General features: G+C 42.4%; 23 protein-coding genes. 14 read left to right on the top strand and 9 right to left on the bottom strand.

The window, feature by feature from the left end; translation table 11 throughout:
• Positions 1–63 precede the first annotated feature (63 nt).
• The gene (locus H0262_RS02635) at positions 64–852 is read left to right on the top strand and encodes an SDR family NAD(P)-dependent oxidoreductase (RefSeq protein ID WP_181209587.1); all 789 of its coding nucleotides are present in this window, start codon (positions 64–66) and stop codon (positions 850–852) included.
• Between the two features lie 219 nt (positions 853–1,071).
• Positions 1,072–1,428, top strand: coding sequence for a hypothetical protein (locus H0262_RS02630; RefSeq protein WP_020442752.1), 357 nt, complete (start codon positions 1,072–1,074; stop codon positions 1,426–1,428).
• 86 nt (positions 1,429–1,514) lie between these two features.
• Here the strand turns inward: H0262_RS02630 and hemH are convergent, their stop codons facing one another.
• Positions 1,515–2,534 (bottom strand): ferrochelatase, encoded by a 1,020-nt coding sequence (gene hemH, locus H0262_RS02625; protein WP_181209586.1) that lies wholly within the window; start codon positions 2,532–2,534, stop codon positions 1,515–1,517.
• A 512-nt stretch (positions 2,535–3,046) separates the two neighbouring features.
• On the opposite strand from hemH, the gene H0262_RS02620 reads away from it, so the two are divergent.
• The 3 genes from H0262_RS02620 (at position 3,047) to H0262_RS02610 (ending at position 5,967) form a co-directional block, all read left to right on the top strand.
• Positions 3,047–4,369 carry a homoserine O-acetyltransferase gene (locus tag H0262_RS02620; RefSeq protein WP_181209609.1) on the top strand — a complete coding sequence of 441 codons (1,323 nt, stop codon included), beginning with the start codon at positions 3,047–3,049 and terminating at the stop codon, positions 4,367–4,369.
• Entirely contained in the window at positions 4,366–4,983 is a 618-nt protein-coding gene (metW, locus tag H0262_RS02615) for a methionine biosynthesis protein MetW (RefSeq protein ID WP_011512781.1), read from the top strand. Before H0262_RS02620 ends, metW begins: the two co-directional genes overlap by 4 nt.
• A gap of 402 nt (positions 4,984–5,385) precedes the next feature.
• Entirely contained in the window at positions 5,386–5,967 is a 582-nt protein-coding gene (locus tag H0262_RS02610) for a tetratricopeptide repeat protein (RefSeq protein WP_011512780.1), read from the top strand.
• A gap of 118 nt (positions 5,968–6,085) precedes the next feature.
• Here the strand turns inward: H0262_RS02610 and H0262_RS02605 are convergent, their stop codons facing one another.
• Entirely contained in the window at positions 6,086–6,313 is a 228-nt protein-coding gene (locus H0262_RS02605; RefSeq protein WP_220432360.1) for a carboxymuconolactone decarboxylase family protein, read from the bottom strand.
• Positions 6,314–6,633: 320 nt separating this feature from the next.
• On the opposite strand from H0262_RS02605, the gene H0262_RS02600 reads away from it, so the two are divergent.
• On the top strand, positions 6,634–7,692 hold the full coding sequence (locus H0262_RS02600) for a rhodanese-related sulfurtransferase (RefSeq protein ID WP_181209585.1): 1,059 nt from the start codon (positions 6,634–6,636) through the stop codon (positions 7,690–7,692).
• A 113-nt stretch (positions 7,693–7,805) separates the two neighbouring features.
• On the opposite strand, the gene uraH is transcribed toward H0262_RS02600, so the two are convergent.
• Positions 7,806–8,237, bottom strand: coding sequence for a hydroxyisourate hydrolase (gene uraH, locus H0262_RS02595; RefSeq protein WP_220432359.1), 432 nt, complete (start codon positions 8,235–8,237; stop codon positions 7,806–7,808).
• A 410-nt stretch (positions 8,238–8,647) separates the two neighbouring features.
• Entirely contained in the window at positions 8,648–9,874 is a 1,227-nt protein-coding gene (gene serA, locus H0262_RS02590; RefSeq protein ID WP_020442747.1) for a phosphoglycerate dehydrogenase, read from the bottom strand.
• Positions 9,875–10,273: 399 nt separating this feature from the next.
• Here serA and H0262_RS02585 point away from each other — a divergent pair, with 399 nt between their 5' ends.
• Positions 10,274–11,716 carry an FAD-binding oxidoreductase gene (locus H0262_RS02585; RefSeq protein WP_181209584.1) on the top strand — a complete coding sequence of 481 codons (1,443 nt, stop codon included), beginning with the start codon at positions 10,274–10,276 and terminating at the stop codon, positions 11,714–11,716.
• Positions 11,717–12,034: 318 nt separating this feature from the next.
• Here the strand turns inward: H0262_RS02585 and H0262_RS02580 are convergent, their stop codons facing one another.
• Positions 12,035–12,664, bottom strand: coding sequence for a BLUF domain-containing protein (locus H0262_RS02580; protein WP_181209583.1), 630 nt, complete (start codon positions 12,662–12,664; stop codon positions 12,035–12,037).
• Positions 12,665–13,197: 533 nt separating this feature from the next.
• On the opposite strand from H0262_RS02580, the gene H0262_RS02575 reads away from it, so the two are divergent.
• Both H0262_RS02575 and H0262_RS02570 read left to right on the top strand, forming a co-directional pair.
• Positions 13,198–14,835, top strand: a complete 1,638-nt coding sequence (locus H0262_RS02575; protein WP_011512775.1) for a carbon-nitrogen hydrolase family protein — start codon at positions 13,198–13,200, stop codon at positions 14,833–14,835.
• A gap of 112 nt (positions 14,836–14,947) precedes the next feature.
• On the top strand, positions 14,948–15,499 hold the full coding sequence (locus tag H0262_RS02570) for a protein disulfide oxidoreductase (RefSeq protein ID WP_149493180.1): 552 nt from the start codon (positions 14,948–14,950) through the stop codon (positions 15,497–15,499).
• A 96-nt stretch (positions 15,500–15,595) separates the two neighbouring features.
• Here the strand turns inward: H0262_RS02570 and H0262_RS02565 are convergent, their stop codons facing one another.
• Both H0262_RS02565 and H0262_RS02560 read right to left on the bottom strand, forming a co-directional pair.
• Positions 15,596–16,954, bottom strand: coding sequence for an NCS1 family transporter (locus H0262_RS02565; protein ID WP_181209582.1), 1,359 nt, complete (start codon positions 16,952–16,954; stop codon positions 15,596–15,598).
• A 64-nt stretch (positions 16,955–17,018) separates the two neighbouring features.
• Positions 17,019–17,717 carry an aspartate/glutamate racemase family protein gene (locus H0262_RS02560; RefSeq protein WP_181209581.1) on the bottom strand — a complete coding sequence of 233 codons (699 nt, stop codon included), beginning with the start codon at positions 17,715–17,717 and terminating at the stop codon, positions 17,019–17,021.
• A gap of 153 nt (positions 17,718–17,870) precedes the next feature.
• On the opposite strand from H0262_RS02560, the gene H0262_RS02555 reads away from it, so the two are divergent.
• The 3 genes from H0262_RS02555 (at position 17,871) to lspA (ending at position 22,718) form a co-directional block, all read left to right on the top strand.
• The gene (locus H0262_RS02555; RefSeq protein ID WP_020442742.1) at positions 17,871–18,587 is read left to right on the top strand and encodes a GntR family transcriptional regulator; all 717 of its coding nucleotides are present in this window, start codon (positions 17,871–17,873) and stop codon (positions 18,585–18,587) included.
• A 656-nt stretch (positions 18,588–19,243) separates the two neighbouring features.
• Positions 19,244–22,087: an isoleucine--tRNA ligase gene (gene ileS / locus H0262_RS02550; protein ID WP_181209580.1), complete on the top strand. Its 2,844-nt coding sequence runs from the start codon at positions 19,244–19,246 to the stop codon at positions 22,085–22,087.
• Complete coding sequence (gene lspA / locus H0262_RS02545; protein WP_181209579.1) at positions 22,080–22,718, top strand: signal peptidase II; 639 nt, start codon at positions 22,080–22,082, stop codon at positions 22,716–22,718. The genes ileS and lspA overlap by 8 nt, the downstream gene beginning before the upstream one ends.
• 162 nt (positions 22,719–22,880) lie before the next feature.
• On the opposite strand, the gene H0262_RS02540 is transcribed toward lspA, so the two are convergent.
• Positions 22,881–23,477 carry a hypothetical protein gene (locus H0262_RS02540; RefSeq protein ID WP_220432358.1) on the bottom strand — a complete coding sequence of 199 codons (597 nt, stop codon included), beginning with the start codon at positions 23,475–23,477 and terminating at the stop codon, positions 22,881–22,883.
• Positions 23,478–23,573: 96 nt separating this feature from the next.
• Positions 23,574–24,248 carry a DUF1294 domain-containing protein gene (locus tag H0262_RS02535; RefSeq protein WP_181209578.1) on the bottom strand — a complete coding sequence of 225 codons (675 nt, stop codon included), beginning with the start codon at positions 24,246–24,248 and terminating at the stop codon, positions 23,574–23,576.
• Between the two features lie 144 nt (positions 24,249–24,392).
• On the opposite strand from H0262_RS02535, the gene H0262_RS02530 reads away from it, so the two are divergent.
• Both H0262_RS02530 and H0262_RS02525 read left to right on the top strand, forming a co-directional pair.
• Positions 24,393–24,890, top strand: coding sequence for a peptidylprolyl isomerase (locus tag H0262_RS02530; protein WP_181209577.1), 498 nt, complete (start codon positions 24,393–24,395; stop codon positions 24,888–24,890).
• A gap of 41 nt (positions 24,891–24,931) precedes the next feature.
• Complete coding sequence (locus H0262_RS02525) at positions 24,932–25,972, top strand: aldo/keto reductase (RefSeq protein WP_181209576.1); 1,041 nt, start codon at positions 24,932–24,934, stop codon at positions 25,970–25,972.
• Positions 25,973–26,066 lie beyond the last annotated feature (94 nt).

Here is a 26,066-nt window from a genome sequence, read left to right as displayed (position 1 = left end):
CTATACTAAAAATTAGCGCATTTTTTCAGGCATCATTTATCACCAATCATTAAGCGAGTCATTATGAATATATTCATTACGGGTGCATCACGCGGTATCGGTCTAGCGACAGCAAAACGATTGCTCGCAAAAGGTCATAGCGTCGGTCTTTTTGATATTGACACGGTTGAGCTTGAGCGTGCGATTAATGATAAAACTTTTAAAAAAGCGCTAAAAGGCAATCGTCTCGTCCATGGTCATCTAGATGTCATTGACCCTGAAGCATGGGATACGGCAATCGATCATATGCTGGAGAATTTTGGTGGTATTGATGTCTTGATTAATAATGCTGGCGTATTGGTAAGTGGCGCATTGCCCAATACCGACTTGGACAAGCAATTGTCATTGATTGATATCAATTGTAAAGGTGTGCTCATCGGCTGTCATAAGCTAGCGCCGCATTTAGCCGACAGCAAAAACGCCAAAATCATCAATCTCTCATCTGCTTCAGCGATATATGGTCAATCTGAAGTGGCACCTTATTCTGCCAGTAAATTCTTTGTCCGCGGTTTAACCGAAGGGCTAAACATTGAATACGCTGAGCTAGGCATCAAAGTGATTGATGTCATGCCACTGTGGGTAAAATCCGACATGACGAAAGACATCAAGGTCACCAGTATCGACCGTTTGGGCATCAATCTAACCGTTGACGATGTGGCTAAAACCTTGTGTAAATTAAGCGCTCAGCCGAATCGCAAGCTGTCACGGACTCACTATCCTATTGGCTTTCCCGCTAAAATGCTGCATACAGCCTCGCAAGTCGCACCTGACTCATTAATGCGCTTTATCAATAGTAAAATCGGTACTAAATAAATTTAGATTATAAAGTTCAAAAGTAACATGACAATATTTAAACGGCTACCAAGATTTGGCAGCCGTTTTTTTACGGTTAAATAAGCAACCTTCGTACATATTTTTAACATCCTGTGACACCTTACTACTAGAGGCAATGATGATAAGCGGACAAAATAGCTATACGACCACATTTAAACCCTACTAGGCTTGTTAACTATAAAAACTAAGGAAGACAGTATGGAACACTCAAAAACCCCGCTACCAGAAGAGATGAATCACATCGAAGGTGATGAAAATATTGATAATGATATCGATGAAGGTCAAGATAACCAAGGTAGCCAAGAGGTCGATTTAGACAATCCTATGCTGCATGTTATCGACAATGATGACTTTGACGATGATGCAGGATTTAATAATTCGCAAGTCGGAAGTGATGCAACCCAAGGTCTTACCCCCGTCCATCATCAAAATATCGATGAATCACGTATTGATGAGTTGCTGGTTGAAGAGAATTTAGATGATAGCCACTACCCCAGTATTGCCGACATTGCTGACAAAGACGCGGCAAAACTAAGCCATGACAATGACTTTTAAATAGTACTTTTAGAAAATTATTGATAAAAAAATACCGATCGTGATGTTCGGTATTTTTTTGAATATTCATTTGATATTAAAAACATTTATGCCCAACCATCCAGAGTCCCTGCCCAACCTTTTACCAATGGCGCACTCATTGCCTCTAACAAGTCTATATGTGCTTCGTCAGCATTGAGCGCTGGAATATAATGGTATTCTTGCCCGCCAGCATGCAGGAAAGTCTCGCGGTTTTCGATAGCCAATTCCTCTAACGTTTCTAAGCAGTCTGCTGAAAACGCAGGGCTAAGAATCTGTACTGAGCGCACACCTGAGCTGCCCCACTCTTTGAGTACCACATCGGTATAGGGCTTAATCCATTCTTGCTTACCAAAGCGTGACTGGAAACTGATAATCCATTCATCTGGATTTAGACCAAGCTCATGAGCCACTTGTGCCGCCGTACATTTACAGCGTTTCGGGTACGGGTCGCCTTTATCAGCATAAGGCTGCGGAATACCGTGAAAGCTAAACATGAGCTTTTCAGGCTTGCCATGTACCGCTTGAAAACGACGGATGCTATCTGCTAATGCTTTAATATATAAAGGGTGAGCAAAGTAATCTTTAACTATCGTTATATTGGGCAAATTACGCTGCTTCAGCGACCACTTAGAAATCGCATCATAAACCGCACCTGTTGAAGTCGCCGAATACTGCGGAAACACGGGTAACATGACGAAATGGTCAACCCCTTCGCTACGCAATTGATCCATGACATCAGGCAAACCCGGATTACCGTAGCTCATCGCGGCATGAACAGACACGCGAAATGGCGCAGCCCGTTCAGCCAAACGCTTGTCTAACATCTCAACTTGCGCGTTAAGAATATTGCGCATTGGCGAATCGCCATCCCAAATACTGGCATATGCTTCTGCTACCCGTTTCGGGCGACTTGGCAGCACAAACAGATTGAGGATAATCGCCCATAAGAATTTTGGGATTTCAATCACGCGCGGATCGGACAAAAACTGTTTGAGATAACGACGGACAGCTGGCGCGGTCGGCTCATCTGGCGTACCAAGGTTGACAAGTAAAACGGCAATACGGGGAGGCAGGTCAGGTTTCATAGCAGCACTGTTTTATAGTTAAGTTGATGAAGGAAGCTCTACAAAAGATTGTTAAGACAGTATTCAATGAGCACGCCGTTAGTGTAGCATTTTAACCCTTTATAACGCATGGCAAAAGTGTCCTTGTACAATTTGACACGCAGTTATCACTACTCGCCTACGTCGATAGCGTCTAAAACCTGTAGCAATGACCCAGCATTTTTTTCGATTGGCTTAATAACATAAAAACTAAGTATGAAAGGCTGCGCTTGAAGGTTGTACTCATATGCGCATCGCCCTACAATAGGCAAGCACATGGTCAAAAAAACAGTGTAGATAAAACGCTTTTAGCAAACCATTTAAAAATATCGGCAAAACGAGTTGTCGATACAGTGTCCTTCTTATTTTATTGATGATTGTTGTCTTGTGAGGTAGCTTTGAACGCACGCCCTGATAATACCAGTGACCAGTCCGCCACAGATAAAAGCAATGCTAAAGGCAATGCTAAAAGCTCAATCAACACTGAGGAATTATTGAACTCAGTCGGAGTCGTCACGCCCCAAACTCTTCATTTCGCTGAGCCATTAACTCTAGAGTGTAATCGCACTTTACCATCATTCGATTTGATTATCGAAACCTATGGTACGCTTAATATCGACAAGTCAAACGCTGTGCTTATTTGCCATGCCCTATCAGGCAGTCATCACGCAGCAGGTTTTCATAGCGATGAAGATCAAAAAGCTGGCTGGTGGGACAATATGATCGGACCCAATAAGTCCATCGATACCAATCGATTCTTTGTGGTCTGTGTTAATAATATCGGTAGCTGCTTTGGCTCTACTGGTCCCACGACAATAAATCCAGATAGCAGTCAAGCACAAGTATATGGACCTGACTTTCCTCTGGTCACTATCAAAGACTGGGTCAAGACCCAAGCCATGCTTTCAGATCGCTTGGGCATTGACGTCTGGCATGCCGTCGTCGGTGGCTCAATGGGCGGTATGCAAGCGCTGCAATGGTCAGTAGATTACCCAAACCGTTTAAAACGCTGCGTGGTCATTGCCAGTACGCCCAAGCTGTCTGCGCAAAATATTGCCTTTAATGAGGTGGCACGCCAGTCTATTTTATCTGATCCTGACTTTAAAGACGGACGCTATCTGCTAGCAGGCACTTACCCTCGCCGAGGGCTTATCCTTGCGCGAATGGTAGGACACATTACCTATCTAACTGACGATGCAATGAAAGCCAAGTTTGGCCGTGATTTAAAGTCGGGCAAGTTTATGTATGGCTATGATGTCGAGTTCCAAGTCGAAAGCTATCTGCGCTATCAAGGTGAGCGTTTTAGCGAAAATTTCGATGCCAATACCTATTTGCTCATGACCAAAGCGCTAGATTACTTTGACCCGACACGGGATTATCCATTAGAGTCTGCTATAGATTCGTCACCAGAATCTTTAGCCTCGTCCCTGGCTGAATCTGTAAAAGCGGACAGTAACGAAAAAGAGCTGGCAAATACTTTAGCGGACAGTGCGGATATCGACAACATAAGTGCAAGCAATCATCAAGAGCTGACCGCATTGAAAGCCGCCTTTGCCCATACTGAATGCCAGTATCTGATTGTGTCATTTACCACGGATTGGCGTTTTGCTCCCGAGCGCTCACAAGAGATTGTCGATGCGCTGATGGCGACTGGTAAACCGGTCAGCTATATCAATGTCGATGCACCGCACGGGCATGATTCTTTTTTATTTGATATTCCGCGTTATATGGGCGCTGTCAAAGGCTTCCTAAATGCACCATTTATGACTGATAAGCGAGACCAAAACAGTCAAAAAACATTAGGAGCGCGCTCATGAGAATGGATCATCAATTGGCTGAGCGTTGGATTGCCCCACACTCACATGTGCTTGACCTAGGCTGTGGTAATGGCGAGCTGCTCGCGCATTTACAGCAAAATCGCGGCGTAACGGGTTATGGACTTGAGATTGACGAGGACAAAATCAATGAAGCCATCGCTAATGGTTTATCCATTGTTGAGCAAGACTTGAATGACGGCTTGGCGCGTTTCGCTGATAATAGTTTTGATACTGTAGTAATGGCACGTGCACTACAAGCCGTCAAATCGCCCGATATACTGTTGCTTGATATGCTGCGCGTCGCTCGTGAAGCGGTTATTACTTTTCCTAATTTTGCCCATTGGCAGAACCGAATACATTTGGGTTTGAAAGGTATTATGCCGGTCTCAGAAGCGCTGCCTTATGAGTGGTACAACACCCCAAATATTCATCTATGCACCTTTAAAGATTTTGAGAAACTGTGCGCGCAGCATGATATTCATATTATCAACCGTTTTGCCGTCAGTGATTCTGAAAAAGGGCATTCACCGTTGATGACAGCATTGATAAGACAAGCGCCAAACCTACTGGCAGATGTCGCTATTTATCGCGTCACCAAACAAAAACCTAAATGATATTTGCTACTGCTAGCTCTTATTAAAAGTAATATTGACACCCATAAGTACAATTTTAACCTTAATAGAGTCTTAATCTATTCTTACACCTGAGTAACTCTATGATTTTATTGAGGACAACGAGGTATAGATAGGCAGTAAATCGTGTAATTAGTATTTGAGTTTCGTAAGTTTGGGTGTTAAGCTAGCGAAATAGTGTCAACTGCACCCCGATTAATACCGTTTGTCGGCTTTATTGGAATCTATTGGCACATGATAACGATTAATTATATTGCTAATAATTAGGTAAGTTGGTCTTGCAAGATGTCGCCTAATTGTTATCGCCGTTTAACTGTCTTTAGCGAGACAATGTTTAGCGGGACAATTTTTTTTGCTTATTAACTGCCTAATTTTGGAGCTGCTATGAAATTATTAAAAGCTGCGTTGTTTACTGCCATTTTTTCTTGTGCAGGTTTTGCCAACGCTGAGTTAATATCAAACGTACCACTTGATACGTCACGTTTTGAGCTAATGCCTATTAGCGAGCTGTCCAATCGCGCGGCTCAAGGTAACGATCATGCTCAATTTTATCTGGCCAAGCGTTTGCAAAAAGGCGAAGGCATTGCTCAAAATACCAAACAAGCGGTTCAGTGGTATACCAAAGCGGCTCAGCAAGGCGTTGCCCCTGCTCAGCTTAACTTAGCCATCATGTACTTGCGCGGTGAAGGTGTACAACCAAACCTACAACAAGCGCGTGGTTGGTTAGAAAAAGCCGCTATGCGTGGTGATAACCGTGCTAGCTATACACTTGCCTTATTAGATGAAAAGCAAAAAAATCTAGTCGATGCTTATAAATGGTACGACTTGGCTGCTCGTGATGGCATGCTCGATGAAAAAGTCCGTAATAAAGCCCGTGGCAAAATTGGTCAATTGGCATTAAACTTATCCAGTGCTGATATCGCTAGTGCTCGCAGCAAAGCCGATACTTGGTTTCAGAGTAAATAAGCTATAAATAAATTAGTTTTAAAACTCTTAGTCAATAAAAAATCCAGCCTATGAGCTGGATTTTTTGTGTTTAGAAACGTAACTATTTAACTGACGATTAACAGGCTTAACTACTTACCTAATTTCTTACCTCACGCCCCATCGTATAGAATTCTGCATTAGACTGCATGTTCATGACAATGATCATCTCCTTTTCAGCAGGACTTAGCGTACTCCCCTCTTGTTCCATGACGGCATAATAATAAGCAAAAAAAGCTCTAAACTCTGCTGGGCAATAGGCTAGCGCTAGGAATATATTGGGAATAAATTTGGCTTTTTCCTGAACAGCTAAAGTACGTTCAACCATATCATGAGGTAAGCTATCTAAAGTCGGTACAGAATATCGGCTGATAGTTTGATTAATTGCTAGGCTAGGTTACGCATGTATCCATTAACGTTATTTTATCCTTGCACCTTATGAGTCTAACCTTATAGATGGATAATGAGTAGTCTAAAACTTCTTTAAACACCTATAATCGATCTTCTATAAAACATTTAAAAACACTGCAAAATTTGTTAAACTGCGCCAGTATTTAGTTAATTCCACAATTATACTAGTGTTATGAATTTACATAATCCCTAAAACCCAATGCACTAGGTTTGCGACCTAGCCAGCAGGAGAAAAACATGAGTACCTCACAGACTGATAACGTAAAAGCATCAACCCATGCGACCGAATACGACAGCGTGACCAATAATATTGTCGTTGCCGCTCTTTATAAGTTTACGCGCTTTGCTGACTTTGAAAAGTACCGCGACCCAATTCTAAATACCATGCTCGACAATGACGTCAAAGGCACCTTGCTAATTGCCAGCGAAGGTATTAATGGAACGATTTCTGGCAGCCGCCAAGGTATTGATAACGTCCTAGACTATCTGCGTAGTATCAAAGAAATCGGTAGTTTTACTTTTAAAGAATCTTATACCAATGCCCAGCCTTTTTATCGTACTAAGGTGAAGCTTAAAAAGGAAATTGTTACCATGGGTGTAGAGAATATCGATCCATTGCAATCGGTAGGGCGCTATGTCAAGCCAAGCGACTGGAATGCCCTAATCTCAGATCCTGATGTCATTCTGATCGATACACGTAATGATTATGAAGTAAAAATTGGTACGTTCCAAAATGCGGTCAATCCTAATACTGAAACCTTCCGCGAGTTCCCAGAATACGTGGCAAAAGAGCTAGACCCAAGCAAGCACAAAAAAGTCGCCATGTTCTGTACGGGTGGTATACGCTGCGAAAAATCAACGGCATTTATGCGCGAGCAAGGTTTTGAAGAGGTTTATCATTTAGAGGGCGGCATTTTAAAATATCTAGAAGAAGTACCTGCCAGCGATTCTATGTGGGAAGGCGATTGCTTCGTCTTTGATAACCGTGTCTCAGTCAATCACAACTTAGAAAAAGGTAGCTATGAGCAGTGTTTTGCCTGTCGTATGCCGATTACGCAAGATGAGATGCAAAGCCCTGCCTACATAAAGGGTGAGTCATGTCCGCACTGTATCGATAAAGCGACTGACGAGCAAAAAGCACGCTTTCGTGAGCGTGAGCATCAAATGCAATTGGCACAAAAACGTGGTGAAGCCCATATCGGTAGTGACGTCATTGATGTCATTGAGAAGCGCAAAGCAGCTAAGATCGAAGCTCGCCGTCAAGCAGACGCAGCCAATAAAACTAAAGCTGGCTAAATTTATGCCTTAGAAATATGTAAAATATGATAAAAAGAGATGCCCCGTTAATCACTTAACGGGGCATCTCTTTTTTGCGCATTTAATTATCTTTAGGTCTTAACATCACAACTTTAGCTACCGCGATAGGTACTATAGCCGTATGCTGACAAAGTGATTGGCACATGATAATGATTGTCGCCTTCGATATTGAAGTTCACTTCAACATACGGATAGAAAGATTTCAAACCTTGATTCTGAAAATATGGCGTGGTCTCAAAAATCAGCTTATAAGTACCATCATGTTGTACGCCAGCGTCATTTGGCAGAAAAGTCCCAATACGACCATTGGCATCGGTCTTTTGCGTATTCACCAATTTCCAACTGCCAGTCTTCTCTTGCATCATCAATCTTACATTCACGTCTGGCGCAGGCTTACCAGTACTAATATCTAAAATATGGCTAGATAACTGATACTTGTCTTGATCGCCTGCTGCATAACTCGCTGTCGCCGTCATAGCCAATACGCTACCTAGTGCAGCTGCTTTGAGTAAGTTGTTTTTCATGAATCATCCTATCCAGTCAATTGTATGTGTCAAATGAATTACATTCTCCAGCAAGCTATTTACTATTTTAAGTATGCTTATCTGCAGAACATAACCGTGATTTACCTCGAAAACATAATTAATCATGTTGTTCATTAAAAATATATTTATCATTATAGGCTTAATGTACTGGTGTAGTTTAGATTATCAATAAGACCCCATAATTAAGATAATGTTAACTTATATAAAAATAAGTATAGTGAATGTAAAACTTACATTAGCTATAGTTTGTTTTACTCATATATAAAAAGCATCAATACCGTGATTGAACGATGCAATTGCTTGATTTAAGTCAAAAAAATAGCAGACAATTTATTAAATTGCCTGCTATTGATATAACAACGATAAATTCTAATTAAATACAGATATGCTTAAAACAAAATACGCACACGAATTGTCTCTTGAACGTCTTTTAGCTGATCTAAAGCCGCGGTTGAGTCATTATAATCGACATCCATAACGAGATAGCCGACATCGCCTTCTGTCATCAAGCTCTGCGCCAAGATATTGATATTTGCTTCAGCAAACAGACGGTTAATCTGTGACAGGACGCCTGGTACGTTTCTGTGGATATGCAGCAGGCGATGCGTGCCTTCTTTAAACGGAATCGATACTTCTGGGAAGTTGACCGCCGTTGCTGTATCGCCTTGGTCAGAATATCGCACAAACTTATCTGCAACTTCCAGTCCAATATTTGCCTGTGCTTCTTGCGTTGAGCCACCGATATGCGGAGTCAAGATAACATTATCGAACTTACGCAGTGGTGACTCAAACTCTTCATCAGCAGATTTTGGCTCTTTTGGGAACACATCAATTGCTGCACCCAAGATTTTGCCAGATTCAAGCACGGCAGCAAGGTCATCAATCTCGACACAAGTACCACGCGCAGCATTGATAAAGTAGCTGCCGTCTTTCATATGCGCAAACTGCGCCGCGCCCATCATGTAGCGTGTGCTTGGCAGATCAGGTACATGCAAAGTCACGATATCAGCAGTAGATAACAGCTCTTCTAAGCTAGCTACTTGGACTGCATTACCTAGTGGCAGTTTGGTCAAAACATCATGATAGATAACTTTCATACCAAAGCTTTCAGCCAATACAGACAGCTGCGAGCCAATAGAGCCGTAACCGACGATACCGATGGTTTTGCCGCGTACTTCATGTGAGTTAGTCGCAGACTTACCCCAACCACCGCGATGTACAGTGGCACTCTTTTCAGGGATACCGCGATAGAGCATGATGGCTTCAGCAAGTACCAACTCAGCGACCGAACGGGTGTTTGAGAATGGCGCATTGAAGACCGGAATACCGAATTCACGAGCAGCATCTAAATCTACTTGATTGGTACCAATACAAAAGCAACCAATGCCGATAAGCTTATGTGCATGCTGAAGCACTTCACGTGTCAGCTGCGTGCGCGAGCGAATACCGATAAAATGAGCATCTTTAATCTTTTCAATCAGCTCATCTTGATCCAATGCATGACTGATATTTTCAATGTTTTGATAACCAGCATCTTTTAATACTTTTAAAGCATTGTCGTGCAGACCTTCAAGCAATAAAAACCGGATTTTGTCTTTTTGGAGTGATAACGCCATGTGAGAACTGTCCTATAATTGTCTTATAAAAATCATCTGAGGGATAAGCTTGGATGAATGAAACGAAAAGAGTCTGGATATCTTACACAAAATTGGGCGGCGATGTTAGCAGATTAGATGAATTATTGGTTATCAATCCTGAAAACTTTTTATGCTATAGTGAATCCTGCTATCCAAATGAGAAAGCACCCCTTCTTTATGCTATGTACGCATATACAGAGGCAAACTAATAACACTCTACGATTGCGACGACTATTAAATTGCAATAATATATATCGCTAATATTCCCTTAATAACATACACCATTAAACACGTTCAGTTATAGCCATTTGGTTATATGATAATTCCCATAATAATCCCCTCTATGCATAGCACTCACGTTGATACCGAGATTTGACCATGACTTCTTTATCTAGCCAAACCCTATCTGAAACCCATGCAGCTGCTGTTCAAACCATCCTCAGCGCTCTGCTTGACGCCCATCAGTTTGATGCCAGCCAAATTAAAACTGATAGTGAAAGTTTAGAGCATTGGGGTAAAGACTGGACCAAGCACTTTGCACCCGCACCTGCTGCCATCGTCTTTCCAAAAACCACCGAGCAAGTGCAAGCGATTGTACTGCTTGCCAATGAGCATGATGTGGTATTGACGCCAAGTGGCGGTCGTACGGGATTGTCTGCGGGTGCAGTCGCTGCCAATGGTGAGATTGTGGTCAGTATGGATAAGATGAACCATATCGGACAATTTTATCCTGCCGATCGTATGGTTGAGATTGAAGCCGGTGTGGTCACGCAGCAGTTGCAACAGTTTGCTGAATCGAAAGACCTCTACTACCCTGTCGATTTTGCTTCTGCTGGCTCCAGTCAAATCGGTGGCAATATTGGCACCAATGCTGGCGGTATTAAAGTGATACGCTATGGTATGACCCGTCAATGGATCATGGGGCTGACCGTGGTGACTGGTAAAGGCGATATCTTGCAACTCAATCGCGGTATGGTCAAAAATGCCACCGGCTATGATTTGCGCCAATTGTTTATCGGTAGCGAAGGTACGCTAGGCTTTGTCACTCATGCACAAATCAAACTTGAGCGTCAGCCGCAAGATTTAAACGTCATGGTCTTAGGCATGGACAGCTTTAATGATGTTATGAATGTGCTATCTGCCTTTCAAGCGCAGATTGACTTAACGGCATTTGAATTCTTTGATGACGTAGCGATTGATAAGCTGATGGCACACGGTCAAGTACAAGAGCCATTTGAATCACGCACCAAATTCTATACGCTATTAGAATTTGAAGCGCCATACGAGCCTATCATGGATAAAGCCATGGCGATATTTGAAGATTGTATGGAGCAAGGTTGGGTCGTTGATGGTGTGATGAGTCAAAGTCTAGCGCAAGCGGAAGAGCTATGGAAGCTGCGCGAATACATCTCTGAGACCATCTCAGTATTTACCCCTTATAAGAACGATGTCTCGGTACTAATAAGCTATGTCCCTGAGTTTATCGCTGAGATTGATCATATCGTCAGTAGCAACTACCCTGACTTTGAAGTCTGTTGGTTCGGTCATATCGGTGATGGTAACTTGCATCTGAATATCTTAAAGCCTAAAAACATGAGTAAAGACGATTTCTTCAGCGAGTGTCAAGTCGTCAACAAACACGTGTTTGAAACAGTGCAAAGATATGGCGGTTCAGTCTCTGCTGAGCATGGCGTTGGTATGACTAAAAAGCCGTATCTACATTATAGCCGCAGTGAGATTGAGATTGATTATTTACGCGAAGTCAAAAAGGTCTTTGATCCCAATAATATTATGAACCGTGGTAAGATTTTTGATATGTAAGGCGTTTTTACTCCTGATATATCTTTAATTATTAAAGATAAATAGAAAGACGCGCAATTGATAAGATTAGCGTCTTTTTTTATGCTCAAATAACACTAGGGCGTGTCCTCAATTCAACTGATCATATCTAAACGGGCTAAAAATGGCTAAATTTTGCCAAACATCGTTAAATAGCTGGTTAATATCCCGATATCATCTGCGCTATTTTCCTCGTTTGACTGCAATTTATCTCATTTTTATCACCATTTTTGAAATGAGGACACGCCCTAGTACGATATATTTAAGTGAATCGCCTATATCTTTCTAAAGTAGCATAAACTATACATACAGCAGCGCTAAACCTGCGACGAGCAGCACACTCAAAAAACCCTGAATAACTAAAAAAGCCTGATGCGGCGCAGCGACATGGCGCACCATATTACCTAGCGCATTGTAAGTGATGCCCGCTGCATTGATATGAGGCGGCGTATCAAAATTTTTGATCACTTGTAAGAATAATTCAGTATGATCGGGTCTCCAATCGTGGGGCGAAAATGGCAAAAACGGTGATAGCTGTGCTGCTTGTTTTTTGGTCGCAGGTGACCATAACCAACGTTCCAAAAACAGTAAGCGCATACGCCAATCAGAAAAACTGCGCTGCTTGATGACTTGCACTAATAGCACTTGAATGTTTTTATGACGTGTATCGACATATATACGCTGAATTAGCGTCAGTACTTTGGCCTTTTCACCCTCAATGCATTGCAAAAAATGCCCATTGCCATAGCATAACGTGCCTGTAATACCCTGCTGCTGATTATAATTACGCGCATGACTTTCTACTTCTTCGAATATCGTCGTACTAAAACGCGAACTAAGCGTTATGCTACTGACGTACACCAATTGCACCAGTGCAGTATCTTCAATGTCATCTAATGTTCTAAAAGCAGTATGAATTTCAGGCGTCATTAAAAATTCCTAACGGGTTAATATCAAATATGAGCAAGGGAAAACAACCAAATAAAATTAAGTATAAATTTATCAAATGATGTCTATACGGGGCAGAAAGACTCACAAAAACCTAGCAAATCTTTACGACGTTTGACTGTCATTAGCTCATGAGCTTGATATCATACCAGTCGGCATTTACTTCAATAAAACTATAATCAGCAGTCAATGTACGTCAAAAGGCAGCCAAAGCACCCTTGAAGTGCGATAGAGCCACTTGCAAACTTATAAAAATGCCTCATTAAAATAGATCATATGAGAAACGATCCTTATAACTTATTGTAAATACACAGATAAATGATTGTAACGATTCTCACAGCCTATTGGTATATTTTTCTCAACATTGTTATGCCGAAACCTTGTCCTTAAGTTGAGACTTAAGTTTGCCGTTATTTATCCCACTTATATAAAAATTAATCACAAGATGTGTCTTACCTTCATTTATCAATATCACTTATTAACACCCGCATACAGAAACAACAGACAGGAATTTTATGAGTAAGATAGAAAAACCAGAAGACTTTCATTTAACGATTGCTGAGATTAAGAAAAAAGACTACCCGCAACTTAAAGCGTTAATGGATCGAGTCTATGTTAATTTAGGCGGCGCATGGTCAAAGAATACAATTCATACTTTGATTGACGCTTTCCCAGAAGGGCAGATTGCTTTATTTGATCATGACGAGCTGATTGGTATCGTATTATCTATGCGCGTTGATTATGCAAAGTTTTCTAATCCACATACCTATGATGACTTGATTGGTCATAAAGAGATTATCAGAGACAATCCTGAAGGCGATGCTATCTATGGTTTAGACGCTCTCATTGACCCTGAATATCGTGGTTATCGCTTGGGTCGCAGGCTGTATGATGCCCGTAAAGAGCTTTGTCGTCAGTTGAACTTCCGAGCTATTTTAGCTGGTGGTCGTATTCCAAACTACCATAACCATCAAGATTTAACGCCCGGTGACTATATCGATGCGGTTGCCTCACGCGAAATTCATGATTCTGCGCTTTCCTTCCAATTATCGAATGGTTTTATCGTCAAGCGTATTTTGACCGCTTATTTGCCAGATGACAAACAGTCTAAAGGCTTTGCGACCTTACTTGAGTGGGCAAATATTTATTATGAACCCAAAGACTATAAGCCCAATACGCGCAAATCTGAAGTGCGTATCGGCGGTATCCAGTGGCAGATGCGTGAAGTTGAGTCGCCAGAAGAGCTGTTGCAGCAAGTTGAATTCTTTGTCGACGTTATGGCTGATTACAACTCAGACTTTGCCTGCTTGCCAGAATTTTTTAACGCGCCATTGATGGGTTTGTGTGAGTCAACGGATCAAAACATTGCGATTCGCTTTTTGGCAGGTTATACCGAGTGGTTTAAAAACGAAATATCGCATTTAGCGGTCAGCTATAACGTTAACGTTATTATGGGCTCCATGCCATTACTAGATGAAGACGACACGCTGTACAATGTCAGTTATCTATGTCGCCGCGACGGTACGGTAGAAGAGCAACGAAAAATCCATATTACCCCTCATGAGCGTAGCGCTTGGGTTATCGAAGGCGGTGATGAGGTCAAAGTATTTGATACGGATGCTGGTCGTATTGGTATCTTGGTCTGTTATGATGTTGAATTCCCTGAGCTTGCCCGCTTGTTGGCGCTCGACGATATGGATATTTTGTTCGTGCCTTTTTGGACAGATACCAAAAACGGCTACTTACGTGTGCGCCACTGTGCTCAAGCGCGAGCCATTGAAAACGAATGTTATGTGATGATTTGTGGATCAGTGGGTAACTTACCGCAAGTTGAGAGCTTAGACATTCAGTACGCGCAGTCGTCTATTTTTTCACCGTCAGATTTTGCATTCCCGCATGACGCGATTATGGCAGAAACGACGGCCAACACTGAGATGGTTTTCTTTTCAGATGTGAATTTAGACAAGCTCACTCACGTCCGTAACGAAGGTTCGGTCCACAATTTGCTTGATCGCCGTGATGACTTATTTAGCTTAAAATGGAAGCGAAAATCCAAAATTCCAGCGAGCAAGTTGAGTGATGAAGAGCGCCGTGAAAACTCTGGTAGCGTACTTTTAGGCGATCCATTACAAAACCGCGCCCAAAAACCTTAATCATCTCGACTAAAATCCTTAATGTATTGAATAATACGGCTGACCATTCAGCCGTATATTTTTATCTATTAAAAACGGCTTATAAAAGCCACCGAGCAAAAAAGCAGCCAATATGACGACTGATATCGACAAGACGATTGAGAAACCTAAAAAGACACCCAAGCAAAAAGCACTGTCACTTATTAAAACTGTGCTGCTCTACGGCTTGGTATTTGCCATTATTTATACTGCTGTTAACTGGTGGCGACAGCCGGTCATGCCAGCCAATCCACAGTTGCAATTGATGGATTATCAAGGGCAGAGTATTGATTTGGCAGCAATGAGTGCGGATAAACCCACGCTGGTCTATTTTTGGGGTACGTGGTGTCCGATATGTAGCGTGACCTCACCGAATATTAATGCGTTGGCTGCAGAAAATAACTATCCAGTTGTTACGGTCGCTATCAAGTCCGGCTCTGACCAAGAGTTACACAGCTACCTTAAGCAAAACAATTATAGTTTTAATACTGTAAACGATAAAGAAGGCGCTATCTTTGATGATTGGCAAGGGCAAGTCACGCCCTCTTATGTCATATTAAAAAATGGCGAGATGAGCCAAGGGCTTACAGGCATTCAACCATTATGGTCATTAAAACTAAGACTGTGGCTGTCGTCAGTTTTTTAGGGCTGAAATTAACTGTAGTCTTAGTCTAGCACCTCACGCAAAAACCCTATAGCAGAGTTCACTGCTATAGGGTTTTTGTCTAAACATTTGAAAAAATTATGACATAAAACGCTGTGCAGCCGGCATCTTTAACATCAAGATCCAATAGATAGCGCCTGCTGGAATTAAGCTTGCATACCAAGAGATACTTGAGAATAGTAGAGCGACTGCAATCCCCACTACCATAGCGATAACAGCTGCCATGTTGACGCCCTTATAGGGACCGTTCTCATCATATAGCTTGTCAAGATCCAGCTTTTGCTTACGTAAGAAATAGTAGTCAACGACTAAGATGGCAAATATAGGACCCAAAAACGCTGAATAAGTTTGAATAAATAAGTTTAATCCTGCAGCAGATTCATCTTTTACCAACTCCCAAGGGAATGTTCCAAAGGCAAGCAACCCAACAATAACTGCAGCGGTTTTATACTTAATTTTGAAGATATCCATTAATGCATAAGCAGGCGGTACAACGTTGTTTAAGATATTGGTAGTGACCTGCGCAAAAGCAATGAAAAGCATCGTAATGATTAATAAAGGTTTGTTATCAACGGCGCTAGAAAATACCTTGATAGGATCAACTTCACCAGTCGCACTGGTCACCATCACACCAATTAGACCCATAAACAATGTTGCAGGTAGGATAGAGTTGGCATAGATGGCTACTTGACGAAAAAGACCAACATCTTCTTTTAGTTCACGCGAATAGTCGGAGACGTTAAGCATCATCGTACTGTAAACGCCTAAAAACAGCATGGTTGCGCCCCAAAATGGCGCTCCCCAAGTCCCTTCTGTATTGATAAGATTGGTTGAAATCACATCACCATATTTATTAATCACACTAATAAACATGTAAATCAGTGAACCAATAATAAAAATTGAGCCAATGTTTTCGAGCCATTTGATACCATGAAAACCCAAAACGGACAGACCAATTTGTAAAAACTGAAAACCAACAAAGAAGACGACTATATTACTGTAGCCAAACAAGGCATCAGATACTAAGTTCAAGGCACCGGCACCAATCCAACTTTGGAAGCCAAACCAGACAATCGCAGGTACAGAGCGCACCAGTGCTGGTATGCGACTACCAGTGAAACCAAAAGATGAACGACTTTGCACCATAAATGGGATACCATATTTATGACCTGCGCGACCGTTAATCATAAGCGCTGCACCAATAACCGTACAACCAATGGCGATTGCTAGCACTACTTGTAATAAGTTAAGGGTACCAACCAAACCTGACCCAACGGTGAAGGTACCAATAGAGACACACCCACCTAACCAAGTAAATAAATAAGACCAAGAGCCCATAATTCGTGTGGTTTGCGGCGCTAGGCTCTCTTCACCAACCCCTTTATGCTCTATTGTTTTTACGCCTGCCGTAGCAACGGCTCCTTGAATATTGTCCATCACCTTCTCCTTCCTTGAGAATGTTGAATATTTATTGGTTAATAGCTGTTTCGTCCATTTCTATTTAATGTTGGATAGGTGCTGCATAGGCGCCAATTTTACTGGTTTTTAGACCACAGCCAACCAATGCCTCAATCATACGAGTAGCCACAGTCACACCATCAATCACAGGCACACCCGTTTCCGCAGTCAGCCATTCTGTTAGGTCTGCCATCCCAGCACAGCCCAAAACCACCGCTTCGCAGTTGTCTTCATGTACTGCACGTAAAATTTCATCACGAACTTTTTCACGGGCACCAGAGCCAGCTTCCTCAAGAGCAAGCACGGGTATGGCAGCAGAGCGTACTTTTCTACAGCGATGAGATAAACCATAACCATGAATCAGATCTTCAATCACGGGTACAGAACGTGGCAAGGTGGTGACCACACTAAAAGAGGTTGAAATCATACTAGCGGCTTTGACCGCCGCTTCACAAATTCCAATAACTGGACCTGAAAACACTTCGCGGCAAGCACCAATACCTGGGTCATCAAAGCAGGCGACGACCACACCATCAATTCCTTCTTGTTCCGCTTGTTGTAAGCGTTTAATCAAACCAGGGACAGAGAGCGCTTCATCATGATGCCCTTGAATAGATGCAGGCGAATCCGTTCCAGAAGCGCCAATAATGGTCGTACCTGCACTGGCTTTTTGACGCGCGCTTTCAACGATTTTATCGGTCATAGAAGTGGTCGAGTTTGGATTCATCACTAGAATTTTCATAGAGCCTCGCTATTCATAGGTTATCGTCATTATTCACAGATCAGCAGCATGTTATATTTGTTAACAATCATTGTTAACTATTATTGTTAACAAAACAATCTATTTTTTTAATATTTGTTGTAGCGATAACAGTCGCACACTATAATTGCGTCTATGAAAATAGAGAAAACCAAACAAACAGTTCCTGTGCTCGATGAAATACCCGAGCAAACTATTATTAACTCCATCACCGCTGCGGTGTCAGAGCAACGCTTGCCCGCTGGAACAAAGCTTGGCGAGCAGATGCTGAGTGACTTGTTTAACTGCAATAGAGCCAATGTGAGGCGAGCACTCTCTACCCTTGCAACAATGCATGTGGTGCAATTACAGCCCAACCGCGGCGCTTTTGTTTCAACTCCGTCACCGAAAGAAGCAGGTGATGTGTTTGAAGCACGGCGCACGATTGAGCGTACACTCGCCCGTAAAGTAATCAAAAATGCCAAGCTGCAAGACATTGCTGACATGCGTGCTACGATAGCTGCCGAAGCTGACGCGCGGGCGCAAGGTGATAAGCCCGCTGAGCTACGCCTATCTCGCACTTTCCATATGCAGTTGGCGATGATTTCAGGCAATACAGTTTTAGAGCGGTTTTTGAGTGAACTTACATTACGTACCACGCTAATCATTGGGCTATATAACAAAGTTGGCTCATCTAACTGCGCTGAAGACGAACATCTTGGCATGGTAAATGCCATTGAAAACAGGGATGAAGAAGGTCTGTTATTGCTGATTAATCAACACTTGAATCACTTAGAATCTAGCCTAGACTTTAAATGCGCAGCAAAACCTTTCTTTAGCTTAGCCGAGCAGCTGACTATCGTGCCTGCTTGAGTATTGGTAATAGAAATGCACTTTTAGCACCCTTTAAAGCCGTTTACATTAAAAAACCTGCCAATCATTTGACTGGCAGGTTTTTTATTTAAAATAATCAGCGGCGATAAAAACTAGCCAACTAAAGCATCCATTTTTCTATACTGATAATCTAGCACTTCTGCTACGGCTTTATACGTCATATAAGCTTGCGTGGTATTTACATCTTAATAAACCCATATTAGTAAGTGTATGTTTCATTTCTTTAAATCGAATTGAATCGGATATGATATGTGATGCAGATTGAAATCAATGAATAAAAACAGTTAAATCAATAACGACCATCAACTACTGAAAGTAGGGATTATCTGACGATAGTGATATGATGCTGTCTTGCACATGAAGACAGCATGGACATTGATTGCTCAATTTATTATCACCTTTATTATCCTAGCAGATATAAAGTAACAACCAATCGCTCGTTAAATGAATTTTGTGACGGTTTTGACGGACATAGAAACGATACTCGGCAGCTCTTCTTACCCCACTCTTTTTGTCATATAATAGCGAGTGTTATCTACTTTCAATCAAATTATTACTTTAGCTTTTGTAGCCAGCTTTACACGCACTTTTTAATTCAATTTACATTTTCATCACCATTCTAAAAGACGCCTTCTATGACTGATAAAAGTACTGATATGCCAAGCCAAGACTATAAAGACACCCTAAACCTTGCAGACACGCCGTTTGCGATGCGTGCAAACCTTGCCAAACGTGAGCCAGATTGGCTAGCAGCTTGGGAAGCAGATGATGTTTATGGTAAAATTCGTGCGGCACGTGCTGGGGCAACCAAATACATTTTGCATGATGGTCCTCCATACGCCAACGGTCAGATTCACTTGGGTCATGCAGTCAATAAAGTACTCAAAGACATTATCGTAAAATCAAAAACTCTATCTGGTTTTGATGCGCCTTATGTGCCCGGTTGGGACTGTCACGGTCTGCCTATCGAGCAAAAAGTCGAAGCCAAACATGGTAAAGTCGGTCAAAAGGTTTCTGCAACCGAATTCCGTGGTCTATGTCGTGAATATGCCAGCACACAGATCGAATTGCAAAAGGCGGATTTTAAGCGTCTGGGTGTGTTTGGTGATTGGGACAATCCTTATCTAACTATGAACTTCCATCAAGAAGCCAATATCGTGCGCGCCCTTGCCAAAATTTATGACAATGGTCACGTAACTCGCGGTATGAAGCCGGTCAACTGGTGCTTGGATTGTAGTTCAGCATTGGCTGAAGCCGAAGTTGAATATCAAGATAAAGTCTCAGACGCCATTTATGTCAGCTTTGATATTGTAGACAGTGACAAAGTTGCGGCATTGGCTGAAATAGACGGCAATATCTCTGCCGTTATCTGGACGACGACGCCTTGGACATTGCCTGCTAACCAAGCTATTGCAGTCCATCCTGAGCATGATTATAGTGTGGTCGCTACGGAAAACGGCAACTTACTACTGGCGACTGATTTGGTTGAGTCGGCGTTAAGTGAATTTAAGCTCGAGAATAAAGGTGTCTTAGCGACCGTATCAGGTCGTGAGCTTGAAGGTCTACATGCTCAGCATCCGCTTATCGAAGCTCGCCAAGTGCCATTAATCTTGGGCGATCACGTAACGACTGACAGTGGTACGGGCTTGGTACACACGGCACCAGGTCACGGTCTTGACGATTATATCGTTGGTCTAAAATATAATTTGCCTGTTGAAAATCCAGTGAGTGGTACGGGCGTTTATTTAGAAAGCGCGGCGGTATTTGCCGGTGAGCACATATATAAAGCCAATCCACAAATCATCTCTGCCCTACACGAAAACGGTCATCTGGTTAGCCATACCAAAATTGAGCACAGCTATCCGCACTGCTGGCGTCATAAATCGCCAATCATTTTCCGTGCCACGCCGCAGTGGTTTATCAGCATGGAAACACAAGGTTTGCGTGAGCGCGCACTTGCTGATATTCCAGCGGTTCAATGGACACCAGCGTGGGGTCAAAACCGTATTGAATCTATGATGACAGGTCGCCCAGATTGGTGCATCTCTCGCCAGCGTACGTGGGGCGTACCGATTACTTTCTTTACCCATAAAGAAACGGGTGAACTACACCCAAATACACTTGAACTGATGGAAACGGCAGCACAAAAAATCAACGAAGGTGGCGTAGAAGCATGGTTTGATGCCAGCTGTGAGGATTTCTTGGGCGCGGAAGCTGCTGATTATGATAAAGCGACTGATACCTTAGACGTTTGGTTTGACTCTGGCACGACACATTTTGCCGTACTTGATCAACGGGACGAGCTGACCAACCCTGCTGATATGTACTTAGAAGGCTCCGACCAACATCGTGGATGGTTCCAGACGTCGTTGCTGACCTCGGAAGCCATGTACGAGCGCCCACCGTTTAAACAAGTTTTAACCCATGGCTTTGTGGTTGATGAAAACGGTCGCAAGATGAGTAAATCACTGGGTAATATCATAACCCCGCAAGAAGAAATCAATAAAACGGGCGCGGATATGTTGCGTTTGTGGATTGCATCAAGCGACTACCGTTATGAGATGAGCGCTGGTAAAACCGTCTTTAAGGGTGCAATCGATATGTATCGCCGCATTCGTAATACCCTACGCTTCTTGCTTGCCAATACTGATGATTTTGATCCTGCTACCAATAGCGTTGATATTAATGAGCTGGTTAGCCTCGATAAATTTATCATTGAGCGTGCGCAAACGGTACAAGCACAAATCATCAGTGCTTATGATGCGATGGACTTCCACCAAGTCACGCAGCATATCACCGCATTCTGCTCGCAAGACTTGGGCAGCTTCTATTTGGATATTATCAAAGACCGTCAATACACCACACAAACTGATGGTCAACCGCGCCGCTCTGCACAAACAGCGATTTACCATATTGCTGAAGCATTGATTCGCTGGATTACACCGATTTTATCCTTTACGGCGCAAGAAGCATGGGAAGTATTGCATGGCACTGATAGCTATGTATTCACTGAAGAATGGTACACCTTCCCAGAGTTTGAGCTGAGCGCTATTAGCAATGATGACTGGCAACGTATCATGCTCGCAAAAGATATGGTTAATAAGCATATCGAAACTGCACGTGGCGAGAAAATCATCAATGCCAATTTATCCGCTGACGTCAGTCTATATGCTGATGGCGCTATGCATGAAAGCCTAGCTAAGCTTGGCGAAGAGCTGCGTTTTGTCCTTATTACCAGTAGCGCAACTTTAAAGCCTTTGAGCGCTGCCCCTGCTAATGTAGCAAACATCGATGAGCAAACAGATAGCAATAATATAACGGCAGATTTAGTTGTCGAAGTGAATGCTGCAGCGGGGACCAAGTGCGTGCGCTGTTGGCATATCCGTGATGACATTGGCACAGATAGCGCACATCCAGAATTATGTGCGCGCTGTGCAACCAACGTCAGCGGTGATGGAGAGGTGCGCCACTATGCCTAACTCAACGCCTAATCCAACAAATTCGCCTGACGATAAGCAGGTGCCTATCGACGTCGACAGTTCACCTAAACCGGCTCATGCCACTACGGGTAGCTCATCGACGCCGAAGAGTCGATTGAACAAGACGCCAAAGATGATCGCTAATGGTCGTCTTGCGCTTAACTGGTATCTGTTGTCACTGGTCGTGATTATCCTTGATCAATGGACAAAATGGTTAGCTGAGACCAATCTGACCTTTCTTGAACCTGTGCCTGTGATTGAGCCGTTTCTAAACTGGACTCTCGCTTACAATTACGGTGCTGCTTTTAGCTTTTTGGCAGATGCAGGCGGTTGGCAAAAGTGGTTTTTTTCAGGGCTGGCGCTATTGATGTCGCTATTCTTGATAGGCTATCTAGCTAAAGCCCCCCGTCAAGCTAAGCTCTTATCACTAGGTTTGGCATTGGTATTAGGCGGTGCCGTGGGCAATTTGATCGATCGCTTATTACATGGTCACGTCATCGATTTTATACATGTGCATTATGCTGATGTTTGGCATTATCCTATTTTTAATATTGCTGATATTGGCATTTCTATCGGTGTATTATTGATTGTCATCGATATGCTGTTTTTGGAAAAAAAGCGTGACGTTTAACGCGTCTTTATAATATTAAAAGTACAATCTATTAACAATAAAAAGCCCTGCTATATCGATTATAGCGGGGCTTTTTATTGTTTAAAAACGCAATAGAGTAGAGTCGCACAAACTACTGCCTTTATTGAGCATTTAAAACCTGTATTATTATTTTACTATAGCCTATCCAGCCCTATATATTAGCCTACCTATTATCACAAGGCTATCTGTATCCTCTACGTTCACCAGCTTATCCGGATAATCTGAATGTAAGCTATGCAATGTACTTCCATCTTTTATGCAGTTGTCATCTATCGCTATTCCCACTTTATCTTTAATATTGATATAAGGTTGCATACTGCTATCTGTCGCATACATTAAACTAAAAGACTGGGGGTCTATACCTTTCTCCTTAAAAAACTGAGGATGAAAGTAACATTCTTCTTCGATTTCTTCACGACAGAAATAGGTTTTATATATCGGTACTTTTATTAAATTGTCGGATGTCTCTTCACCAAAACCTAGACCATTATTTGCCTTTTTAGCGACATCATGTTCATGATCCAACCAGTTGATAGGTTTATTAAAAAATACTTCAATTTTATTTGCTGTCTCATCGCCAATGGCTTTAATAGGATTCTTGCCGATATAGTGACCTAATAACGCATAGTTAATGTTTGTACCTTGAGATAACATCATTCTTGTTATTTTATAATTTTGCATCAGTGTTCTGACGTTTTCACGTCTAACCATCTCTATACTGGTAAATTTTTCAGTCACTTATCTCTCCGATGCTTTCATTCAAAACAGCTATAAACAAATCTGTCTCAAAAAATAAATTTTAATGGATGATTTGATAGAACTAAAGTCACTCCATTAAATAAGATTCTTCTGTAAAAAATCCAAACCGCTACCCGCCAATATAAATAGTAACCCTGCCATGTTAATGATGACAGTCAAATAATACGCAATACGGAATTCAGGCTTTTGTGACTTATGACGCAAGTAGGTTTGTGCGACCATTGCCCCGACCCAGCCACCAAGCGCACTTAAAATATGTAATGTCATCTCAGGTGTTCGCCAGTCGTTATGTTGAGCCGCTGCTTTGTCTTTAGCATATATGGTATAGGTTATCATACCCAATACAGCATACCACCCAACAACTAGCCAGCTAAGCTTATTCATGACCGCCAGTAATATCAGTACACCATAAAATCCAACACCAAGAAACAAGCGTTTCTTCTGCCCCGCTTCAAACTCTGATTGGGCGTTACGTTTGTGATTACGCTGGCGAATTTGCTTATTTTTTTGCGCCATCTTTTGTTGTACAAAGCTCAGCTCTTGCACCTCTTTTGCTTGCAAGCGTCTTTGATTATCATAGCCAACCGTAAAAACAACATCTTCGCCGATAACAGGACGACGTTGTGCTTTAAACGCGCTGACATGAAAAAACACCGACTCGCCCGCTTCGGTTTCAATAAAGCCAAAGCCTTTATCGTCTTGCCATTTTGTGACTCGACCTTGTTGTTTAGTTGCTATCGGTTTTGCCATAATGTTGCGCTCACTTTTAGATTCGCCAAATATATTACACTATTTACGTTACACTATTGGCGCTTACAACTTTTTCTAGATGACTTATCATTTCTTATATTGATGTCCACCTAACTTCCTACTCCAGTAATAGGTAAATTTTCCATGACCGACTCGCAATTTATCACACCAAATGAAGACATCCGCATCACTTTTGGCAGCCTCGTTAAGCTGCATTTTGAAGTATCGCTCGAGAATGGTACTGTAATTGATTCAACCTTTAGCCGTGATACACCCGTTACTTTAACTATAGGTGATGAGAGCTTACTACCTGGCTTTGAGCAAGTGCTGATGAATCTGCGTGCAGGCGATACGCGTACGGCACACCTTGAGCCAGAGCAAGCATTTGGTGAATGGAATCCTGACAACATCCAACGCTTTAGCCCTACTCAGTTTGCGCTTATCGCTGACAATCCTGAGATTGGTATGCTGGTTGAATTTGAGGATAAAGGCAAAAACACTCTACCCGGTACGATTAGCGTCATCACTGATGACGAAGTAGAAGTAGACTTTAACCATCCGCTTGCTGGACAATCTGTGCTGTTTAAAATTAAAATCTTTCAAGTGACGCCACCGGGTGTCACAGGTATCAAGCTCATATAATATAAAAATTGCTTTAGAATAAAATAAAAAAGGAAGAACATATGCAATATCAAACACTGCCGCAACTCAATGAAAAAGTCTCCAAAATCTGCTTGGGAACGATGACGTGGGGACAGCAAAATAGCGAAAGCGATGCACATGAGCAGATGGACCTAGCACTCAGTGAAGGCCTAAATTTTTGGGATACTGCTGAGATGTATCCCTCACCGCCAGACAAAGATAAGCAAGGCGATACTGAGCGCTTTATGGGCACATGGTTCCAAAAGACCAAACAACGCGATAAAGTCGTTCTTGCCAGTAAGATATCGCCAATGGATTTTTTACGTGATGGGCGAACGCGTTTTAATGCCGCGCATATCAGCAGTGCTATTGATGGCAATCTTGAGCGTTTGCAGACCGATTATATTGATATCTACCAACTACACTGGCCTGAACGTCAAACGAACTATTTCAGTCAGCTCGGTTATACCGAAGCAATGGCAGCACAGCCGCTCGATGATTTGACGCCTTTTTTAGAAACCATCCAAGCGTTAAATGACGAGATTAAAAAAGGTCGTATCCGTGCTTATGGATTATCAAACGATACTGCTTGGGGATTGATGCGCTACTTATGGGAAGCGGATAAGAATGGTTTGATCGCACCTATTACGGTGCAAAACCCTTATAGTTTGCTTAACCGCTTATATGAAGTGGCTATGGCAGAGATTGCGCATCGTGAAAATGTGGGTTTACTTGCTTATTCACCACTAGGCTTTGGTGTGCTATCTGGTAAGTATCTCGATGGTAAACGTCCTACTGGCGCGCGCTTGACCATGTATGATCGCTTTGCCCGTTATACTAATGAAGAAGCACTATCAGCCACCGCCCAATATGCCAAAATCGCAGATGATACCGGTTTAGATATGGCGCAGATGGCATTAGCCTTTGTTAACTCACGCTCGTTTGTAACCAGCAATATCATTGGCGCGACCACTATCGAACAGCTGAAATCTAATATTGATAGCATTAACTTAACCTTAGACTCAGATGTACTAGACGCTATCGAAGCGGTACATACTCAACATCCTAATCCGTCACCATAATTTTGCGTGGTCATAGATTGATATTGTTCAGCTTTCAACAATCTGAAGTTCAGGTATTTGCATAGCAAAGAAAAAGGCGCAAGTCGTTAGTATT

Origin of the sequence: Psychrobacter sp. D2 (assembly GCF_013608135.1) — a bacterium.
Taxonomy (GTDB): domain Bacteria; phylum Pseudomonadota; class Gammaproteobacteria; order Pseudomonadales; family Moraxellaceae; genus Psychrobacter; species Psychrobacter cryohalolentis.
This window is presented reverse-complemented; position numbering and strand designations above follow the sequence as displayed.